Here is an 8,060-nt window from a genome sequence, read left to right as displayed (position 1 = left end):
GCAAGGTGCTGCTGCGCCCGCCCCGGATCGGGCGCAGCAGCACCTTGCCGACGCGGGGCGAATCGCTCGCCGTCACGGCCTCCACGATGTCGTCGAGGCCGAAGGTCGCCGCGACCGGGAGGGTCAGGGTGCCGTCGGCGAGGTAGCGCGACAGTTCGCCGAACAGGGCGCCGCGGGTCTCGGCATCCATCGTCTTGCTGACGACGCTGCCCCAGAAGCCCTTCACGGTGGCCTGGCGGAAGATGAGGTCGCCGGCGCCGATCTCGAGCTTGCCCGCACCCATCGACCCGAAGATCACGAGGGTGCCGTTCTCGCTCAGCAGCGAGAGGACCTGGCCGGCGGCGGGGCCACCGACCGAGTCGACACCCGCGACGACGGTGCCGTCGCCGATGATCGCGAGGGCCTGGCCGCGCCAGTCGTCGGCATCCGTCGACACGACGTTCTCGATGCCTTGCGCGGCCAGCTCGTCGATAGCGCTCCGGCGGCGGACGAGACCGAGGACATGGATGCCACGGGCCTTGGCGATCTGCGCCACCATGCGACCGACCGCGCCGTTGGCGGTGTTCTGCACGATCCAGTCGCCGGCCTTCAGGTCGAGCGAGTGCAGCAGGCTGATCGCGCTGAACGGCATGGACACGAGCTGTGCGGCCATCTCGTCGGGGAGTCCATCGACGACGGGGATGAGACCGGCCGCCTTCGTGACGACCTGCTCGGCCCAGACGCCGAAGGTGCCGCCGGTGGCGACGCGCTGGCCGACGGTCAGTCCCTCGACGCCCTCGCCGAGCTCTTCGATGACCCCGACGGCCTCGGTGCCGGCGCGGGCGGGGAGCTCCGGCTTGAAGCCGTAGGTGCCGCGGATCGTCCACAGGTCGTGGTTGTGGATGGGCGACAGGATCACGCGCAGGCGCACCTCGCCGGGGCCGGGGGTCGGGGTCTCGACCTCTTCGACGCCGAGGACGTCGGCCGGTTCGCCGAACTCGTGGTGGATGACTGCGCGCATGGATTCCTCCTGTGGTTATTTTGTAACGACTGGTCTAATATAGACCCCGCGCCGGCAAGCGCAACCGTGAGGATGCTGAAGGCTCGGTGGCTTGGACGAGCTCAGTCACCTCAGGGAGAAAGGGAACGCATGGGCAGGATGCCGAGCTTCGAACGCTCCGCCGTCGTCGACGCCGCGCGCGACGTGTTCTGGCGGCGCGGCTACGCCGAGACCGGCATCGCCGAGCTCGAAGAGGCCACGGGCCTCACCCGCTCGAGCATCTACAACGCCTTCGGGAGCAAGCGCGGACTCTTCGACGCGGTGCTCGCCGCCTACCTCGACGACGTCGTCCGCACGCGTCTGCGCCCCCTGGGAGGGGGAGACCCGGGCGCGTTGGAGGCGTACGTCGCCGAGATGGTCGCCGGGATCGCCGCCGACACCCCGCGTGCCCGCCTCGGCTGCCTGCTCTTGAACGCAGGATCCTCGCCGCTCGCGTCCGACGACGCCGACGTCCGCACCCTCGTGTCGGACTACGCGGCCGAGATGCGCGCCGCGATCCGCGCCGCCGTCGCCGACCGTCGCCCCGATCTGACCCCGGATGCCGTAGACGCCCTCGCCGCGGTCTGCGCCTCGCTCGTGGTGGCCGGGCTCACCCTCGCGCGCGCCGATCGTGACGGGGCGATCGCGACCCTGGCATCCATCCCCACGACCCTGGAGTCGTGGGGTCGGGGCTGACCGCCCCGCGCGCCGCGCTGTCGCGCCCGCGCGTCCGTGTGCGGCACCGCGCCCGCGAGACTGCACGCAGCTGACAAACCGCCTGCACGCTGCAGTGGGTTTGTCAGCGAGATGCAGTCTCGCGGCCCTGCCGCGGCGCGCCGTGCGGTCGCGCCCCGCCCTCGAGCGACCCGCGATCCCGGGTCAGGCCAGCTTCACCGCCGTGCCGTAGGCCACGACCTCTTGGAAGTTCTGCGCTACTTCGCTCGTGTCGAAGCGCATCGCGATCACCGCGTCGGCGCCGAGCGCCTGCGCTTCCTCGATCAGGCGCTGCTTGGCCTCGTCGCGGCTCTCCTGGAGCTGCTTGGTGAGGCCCTGCAGCTCACCGCCGAAGATCGACTTGAGGCCGGCGCCGAACTGCACGCCGATGTTGCGGGCGCGCACGGTGAGGCCGGTCACCTCCCCGAAGACTTCGGTGATCTGGCGGCCGGGGACATCGTTCATCGTCGTCACGAGCATGGGGTCAGTGTGGCAGCGAGGGGGCGGGCGCACCAGACCCGATCAGGCGACCCCCTGGATCGGCGCACAGCACTCCCGTACTGTGCACACGTGTCAGAATCGCGCATCGTCATCGTCTCGGGCGCGCGGACGCCCATCGGTTCCTTCGCGGGCTCGCTCTCGGGCGTCGACGCGTACGAGCTCGGCGCCGTGGCCGTGACCGAGGCCCTGCGCCGAGCGGGGATCGCCGCCGACGACGTCGACGAGGTCGTCATGGGCTGCATCGCGCAGAACGGTCCCGACGCCTACAACGCCCGTCGCGTCGCCCTCGCCGCGGGGCTTCCCACCCGGGTCCCCGCCTTCACGGTCAACCGCCTCTGCGGCTCGGGCCTCCAGGCCATCTGGTCGGCGGCGCAAGAACTCCGCTGGGGCGGGATCGATGTCGCCGTCGCGGGCGGCGACGAGAGCATGTCGCGCACGCCGTTCCTCGAGTACGGCGCCCGCGGCAACGCTCGTCTCGGCGACCGCACGCTCCTCGACGGAACCCTCGCGATCCTCACCGACCCCTTCAGCGGTCGGCACATGGGCACGACGGCCGAGGTCGTGGCATCCCGGTACTCCGTCTCCCGCGCGGAGCAGGACGCCTTCGCGGTCGAGAGCCAGCGACGGGCGTCGACGGATGCCGCGCGCGCGGCGTTCGCGGAGGAGATCGTGCCGGTGACGACCGGCGGAAAGCGCCCGGTCGAGGTCTCGGTCGACGAGCACCCGCGTCCGGGGACGACTCTCGAAGCGCTCGCGGGGCTGCGACCCGCGTTCGAGAAGGACGGATCGGTGACGGCGGGCAACTCCTCGGGCATCAACGACGGCGCTGCGGCGACCGTGCTCATGCGGGAGGACAACGTGCGCGATCGTGGGCTGGCAGGGCTCGCGACCCTCGAGGCCGTCACGACGGCCGGTGTCGACCCCGAGATCATGGGATACGCGCCCGTCCTCGCCCTGCAGCGGCTCTGGGAGCAGACCGGGCTCAGCCCCGCCGACATCGACGTGATCGAGCTGAACGAGGCCTTCGCGGCTCAGGCGGTCGCCGTGATCCGCGACGCCGGCCTCGATCCCGAGAGGGTCAACCCGTACGGCGGCGCGATCGCCCTCGGCCACCCGGTCGGCGCGACGGGCGCGATCCTGACGGTCCGCGCCGCCCTCGACCTGCAGCGCCGCGACCTCGAGTACGCGGTCGTGACGATGTGCATCGGCGGCGGCCAGGCGCTCGCGGCGCTGCTGCGGCGGTACTGACGGCGTCCGTTCGGCCCTGTCGTCCGGTGGCCGTCGTGCGGAGTTCGTGGGGGCCACGCCGTGGCGTGTTGGCCTCTGGCGGCGTGTTGGGCACGAACTCCGCCGGACGGTCGGGCCCGCGGCATCCGTTCCTCTGAGCGGGATACTGGGCGGATGAGTGTTCACCTTCTCGGCGGCGGGCGCGACGTCGCGCGCTGCGGTGCCCTGTTGCAAACCTTCGTGGCCGAAGCCCGCGAGCACGCCGCGGGCCGCGAGCCGGTCATCGCCGTGCTTCTCGTTCTCGAGGCCGACGACGAGAGCTCGGTCGCGCGGTTCCGCGGCGTCGTCGAGGCCGCGGGGGCGACCGATGTCCGCGTCGCGGCGATCGTCGAGGGCGAGACCTTCACCCCCGAGGCGATCGAGGCCGATGCGATGTTCGTCGGCGGCGGTCTGACCCCGGCCTACCACGAGGCCTTCGTTCCGATCCGTGACGCCGTCCGCTCCCGTGTGGAGGGAGGGATGCCGTATGCCGGCTTCTCGGCCGGTGCGGCGATCGCGCCGGAACGTGCCCTCGTCGGCGGGTACCTGCTGTGGGGTGTGGAGGTGGCATCCGAAGATGCCGGTGAGGAGCTCGATGAGCTCGAGGTGCGGGACGGCCTGGGACTGGTTCCGTTCGCCGTGGATGTGCACGCGGCGCAGTGGGGGACCGTGTCGCGACTGGTCGCCGCGGTCGATGCGGGCTTGATCGCCGAGGGCGTCGCGATCGACGAGCACACGGCGCTCATCGTTTCGGGAGACACCGCCGTGCACGGCTCCGGCCATGTCTGGAACGTCGGCCCCGCGGCATCCGGGGTCCGGGTGAGTCTCCGCTCGGCGTGAGGTCCGGTACCGTCCGGGTCCGTTCCGTCGCGCGGAGTTCGTGACGGACACGCCGTGGACGAGGCCGCGGGGTCGGCGTGTTGTGGCGGGACTCCGCCTGACGGCACGACGGTGTCGACCCGCGGCCCCGGCGACCCTCCCGACACCCCCCACCGGGCACAGAGGAACGGCCCCCACCCGCGAGGGTGAGGGCCGTTCCGAGGTCAGGCGTCAGACCGTGCGCCGCCGCCGCAGGGCGAAGGCGAGGCCGCCCGCGACCACGAGGAACCCGCCGGCGAGGGCCACGCCCCACGGTGCCTCGACACCGGTGTTCGCGAGCTTGCCGCCGGGGCTCGTCGGCTGTCCGGGTGCGGCGGGCGCGGGCGCGGGCGCGGGCGTCGGCTCGGCGCCGGGGTCCTCGCCCGGCGTCGCGTCCGAGGCGAGCACGGCCCGTCCGAGCGGAGCCGGGTCGACCACGGGGGTCGCCTCGAAGTACGCGAGCGTCGCGTCGAGGTCGATCTGTCCGGTGTCGGTGCGGTCGCTTCCCGCCGCGAAGGTCGGGAAGCCGTCGCCACCGTTCGCGAGGAACGAGTTCGTCACGACCGTGAACGTGTCGGTGTCGGCGATCGACTTTCCCTGGTACGCCATCGACACGACCGAGCCCACCCGCGGGTTCGTCGGGTCCTGCGTGTAGGTGTACGTGAAGCCCTCCGAGACCCCGAGGTGCAGCTTCGGTCGATCGCCCTCGGCCTTCCACTGCTCGTTCAGGATGCCGCGCAGCTGCTCGCCCGTCAGCGTCACCGTCACGAGGGTGTTGGCGAAGGGCTGCACGAGAGCGGCCTCCTTGTAGGTGACCACCCCGTCGTCGCCCTTCAGCAGGTCGGCGCGCAGGCCACCGGGGTTCATGAGCGCGATCCGCGCCTTCGTCCCGGCGTAGGCGGGGTTCTCCGACGTCGCCCACAGGTAGACGTCGGCGACCCAGTTGCCCATCGACGACTCGACGCCGCGGTCGGCTCCCGAGGGGGTACCGCCGCGCAGGATGTCGCCGCTGATCTCGCCGACCGGCTTCGCACCGATGACGTCGGCCTGCGCGACGTACTCGGCGACCTTCGCCTCGATCTCGGCATCCGGAGCGAAAGCCCCCGCGAGCGGGAACGTGGTTCCGGTGAGGGATGCCAGCGAGTCGGTGCGCGTGTCCCACGTGAGCGACAGCTGGCCCATGGCCTTGCCGTACTCGTAGGCCTGGATGACCGGTCGCGTGCGGTCGGTACCTGCCACGGGAAGGTCGCACGCGTAGGTCTGGTGCGTGTGCGCCGAGACGATCGCGTCGATCTCGGGCGATGCGTTGACGGCGAGGTTGCCGAAGCCGGACTGGTCGGCGGTGATCGCGGCGCAGTCGTCGGAGACCGCGGCGCCCGAGTGCGTCAGCAGGACGATCACGTCGGCGAGGTCACCGCTCGTGATCTCGTCGGCGACGCGGTTCGCGGCCTCGAGCTGGTCGCCGAACTCCACGTCGGCGATGCCGGCCGGGTCGACCATGGTCGCGGTGTCGGGGGTGACGGTGCCGATGAAGGCCACGCGCACGCCGCCGACGTCCTTGATCGCGTACTCGTCGAGCGCGGGCTCTTTCGTGCCCTTCTTGTACACGTTCGCGCCGAGACCGTACTCCCCGCCGCCGTACTCGGGCAGCACCCGGTCGGTGAGGTCGGCGAAGCCGCGGTCGAACTCGTGGTTGCCCACGGCCGACACGTCGAGACCGGACGCCTTGAGCGTGTCGATCGTCGGCGAGTCGTTCTGGATGAGCGAGGTGAAGGTCGACGCGCCGATGTTGTCACCCGCCGAGACGAAGAGCGTGTTCGGGTTGGCGGCTTCCTTGGCCTTCACGGCGCCCGCGATGACGGCCGCGCCGGCCTCGCCCTGCGAGCCTGCTTCGAGGCGGCCGTGGAAGTCGTTGACCGTCAGGATGTCGATGTTCTTCACGGTCGGGTTCGAGACCTCGAACAGCGTCGTGGTGCCCGACACCTCGTTGCCGACGGCGACCAGCGGTCGGCCCGTCGGAGACGCGTCGGCGGGAATGAAGTCCACGCCCTCGGGACCGAGGTCGCCGGCCTTCGACAGCAGCTCGCGGTCGGCGGTCTCGTCTCCGGTGAGCTGGTCTTCCATGGACACCGAGAAGTCGCGGTTGTTGACGTATCCCGCGTAGGCGGCCTTCGTCGGGTCGGTGATGTCGTAGGTCATCACGCCGCCGACGCGCTCGAGACCGATGAACGCGTAGGTGCGCCCGTCGACCTCGCCGATCGCGAGGTTCTCGGGCTCGGGGCCCTTGTCGTCGCTGCGGCCCTCGAGGTTCGAGGCCGAGTGGTTCGAGTTGAAGAAGTCGGGGTTCGCGTCGTGCGTGATGCGCTCGAAGTCGGCACCGGAGTCGAAGACCTGCTCGCCCGCGGTGTTCCACACCGAGAAGCCGCGGCCGCCGAAGGTGTAGAGCTCCGAGTAGCAGGTGCCGTCGGCGCTCAGGCCCATGTCGGTCGCGACGTTGAGTCGACCGAGGTCCGCGTCGTCGAGCGAGCCGGCCAGCGGGCTGTCGGCGCAGACGGGCGCGAGACCGTCCTCACCGAGATCCTTCACGCGGGCGGTGTCGTTGAAGTCGCCCCACTCGCGGCCGTCGCCCTCGTTGGCGGTGACGAGGTAGGTCTCGCCGTTCGTCTCGTACGCCTGGATGCCATCGGGCATGTACATGCCGAACAGGCCCGGGTAGCTCTTCTCGTTGTAGGTCGGAGCGTCTTCGGGGTCGCGGTCGCTCGCGTCGAGCGTCTCGACGCCGTAGTCCTTGTACCCCAGGGGACGGATGCCACTGACCTCCGCCGACGCCAGGTCGACGATCGCGATCGCGTTGGCCTCCTGCAGGGCGACGTAGGCGGTCCCCCCGGCGATCGCGACGTACTCGGGCTCGAGGTTCCGGCTCACGCGGTTCGCGGCGAGCGGGGTGTCGCCCTGGTCGGGCGCGGCGACGTCGGGGCCGAAGACGCGGACGGCGGGGTCGAGGGTCTTCGACCCACCCTGCTCGAAGGCTCCGAAGCCGGCCGTGCGCACGGCATCCTGGCTCGGTGCCGCCTTCTCGGCGGGGAGCGTGACGATCCCGACCGAGCCCACGGGGTCGACCGAGAAGTCGTCGGCGGGCTCGCCCTCGTTCGCGACGACGGCGACCGTGCCGTCGGCCGAGATCGTGACCATGTCGGGAAGCGCCCCGACGGTGACCTCGCCCAGCACGGTCGGCTCGGCGGCATCCGCGTCGAAGAACACCAGCCGGCCCGGCGCCGTCTTGTCCGCGTCCTCGAGGGCGATGACGCCCAGGCCGTCGGCGCGCACCGCGAGCGAGTTCGCCACGCCCGTCCCCGTGATCGAGTACAGCTTCGTGGGCGCCGTGGGGCTGCTCATGTCGAGCACGTCGACGGCACCGGCCTGCGCGTTCACGACGAACAGGCGGTTCTTGTACGCGTGCACGATCTCGGCGGCCGACTGGTCGAACACGCCGGTCTCGTAGGTGCCGATCGGGCGGAGGCTGACCGTGCTGTCGGCGGGAGCGTCATGGATCGTATCGGCGACGATCGCGGCGGAGGCCGCGGTCGCGCTCGAGAGCGCGAGCGCGCAGACGGCCGCGGTCGTCGCGGTCAGCGCGACGGCACGGCGAAGGAAGGGCGAAGGCATGGCTGTGTCCTCGGGGCAGGGGATCGATGCGCCGCGG

Annotated in this window: 6 protein-coding genes; 3 read left to right on the top strand and 3 right to left on the bottom strand. The window is 71.3% G+C overall.

Going from position 1 to position 8,060, the window contains the following annotated elements:
* On the bottom strand, positions 1-1,000 hold a 1,000-nt coding region (locus tag NS283_RS14690; RefSeq protein WP_081317443.1), incomplete at its 3' end, for a zinc-binding dehydrogenase.
* A gap of 129 nt (positions 1,001-1,129) precedes the next feature.
* Here NS283_RS14690 and NS283_RS14685 point away from each other — a divergent pair.
* A complete protein-coding gene (locus NS283_RS14685; protein WP_058597601.1) occupies positions 1,130-1,714 on the top strand; it encodes a TetR/AcrR family transcriptional regulator in 585 nt (194 codons plus the stop codon).
* Between the two features lie 183 nt (positions 1,715-1,897).
* Here NS283_RS14685 and NS283_RS14680 read toward each other — a convergent pair whose 3' ends face one another.
* Positions 1,898-2,212 (bottom strand): YbjQ family protein, encoded by a 315-nt coding sequence (locus NS283_RS14680; protein ID WP_058597600.1) that lies wholly within the window; start codon positions 2,210-2,212, stop codon positions 1,898-1,900.
* 90 nt (positions 2,213-2,302) lie between these two features.
* Between NS283_RS14680 and NS283_RS14675 the strand changes: the two genes are divergently transcribed.
* Both NS283_RS14675 and NS283_RS14670 read left to right on the top strand, forming a co-directional pair.
* On the top strand, positions 2,303-3,481 hold the full coding sequence (locus NS283_RS14675) for a thiolase family protein (protein WP_058597599.1): 1,179 nt from the start codon (positions 2,303-2,305) through the stop codon (positions 3,479-3,481).
* A gap of 153 nt (positions 3,482-3,634) precedes the next feature.
* Positions 3,635-4,339: a Type 1 glutamine amidotransferase-like domain-containing protein gene (locus NS283_RS14670; protein WP_058597598.1), complete on the top strand. Its 705-nt coding sequence runs from the start codon at positions 3,635-3,637 to the stop codon at positions 4,337-4,339.
* Positions 4,340-4,549: 210 nt separating this feature from the next.
* On the opposite strand, the gene NS283_RS14665 is transcribed toward NS283_RS14670, so the two are convergent.
* Positions 4,550-8,023 (bottom strand): choice-of-anchor I family protein, encoded by a 3,474-nt coding sequence (locus NS283_RS14665; protein WP_058597597.1) that lies wholly within the window; start codon positions 8,021-8,023, stop codon positions 4,550-4,552.
* Positions 8,024-8,060 lie beyond the last annotated feature (37 nt).

This window comes from Microbacterium testaceum (assembly GCF_001476285.1).
Lineage (GTDB): Bacteria > Actinomycetota > Actinomycetes > Actinomycetales > Microbacteriaceae > Microbacterium > Microbacterium testaceum_B.
The sequence above is the reverse complement of the archived record's forward strand: the minus strand, read 5'-3'. Positions and strand labels throughout refer to the sequence as shown.

Excerpts from the sequence above, each read along its gene's own strand:
- NS283_RS14680 (WP_058597600.1), bottom strand. The coding sequence starts at position 2,212 with ATGCTCGTGACGACGATGAACGATGTCCCCGGCCGCCAGATCACCGAA.
- NS283_RS14670 (WP_058597598.1), top strand. The coding sequence starts at position 3,635 with ATGAGTGTTCACCTTCTCGGCGGCGGGCGCGACGTCGCGCGCTGCGGT.
- NS283_RS14685 (WP_058597601.1), top strand. The coding sequence starts at position 1,130 with ATGGGCAGGATGCCGAGCTTCGAACGCTCCGCCGTCGTCGACGCCGCG.
- NS283_RS14665 (WP_058597597.1), bottom strand. The coding sequence starts at position 8,023 with ATGCCTTCGCCCTTCCTTCGCCGTGCCGTCGCGCTGACCGCGACGACC.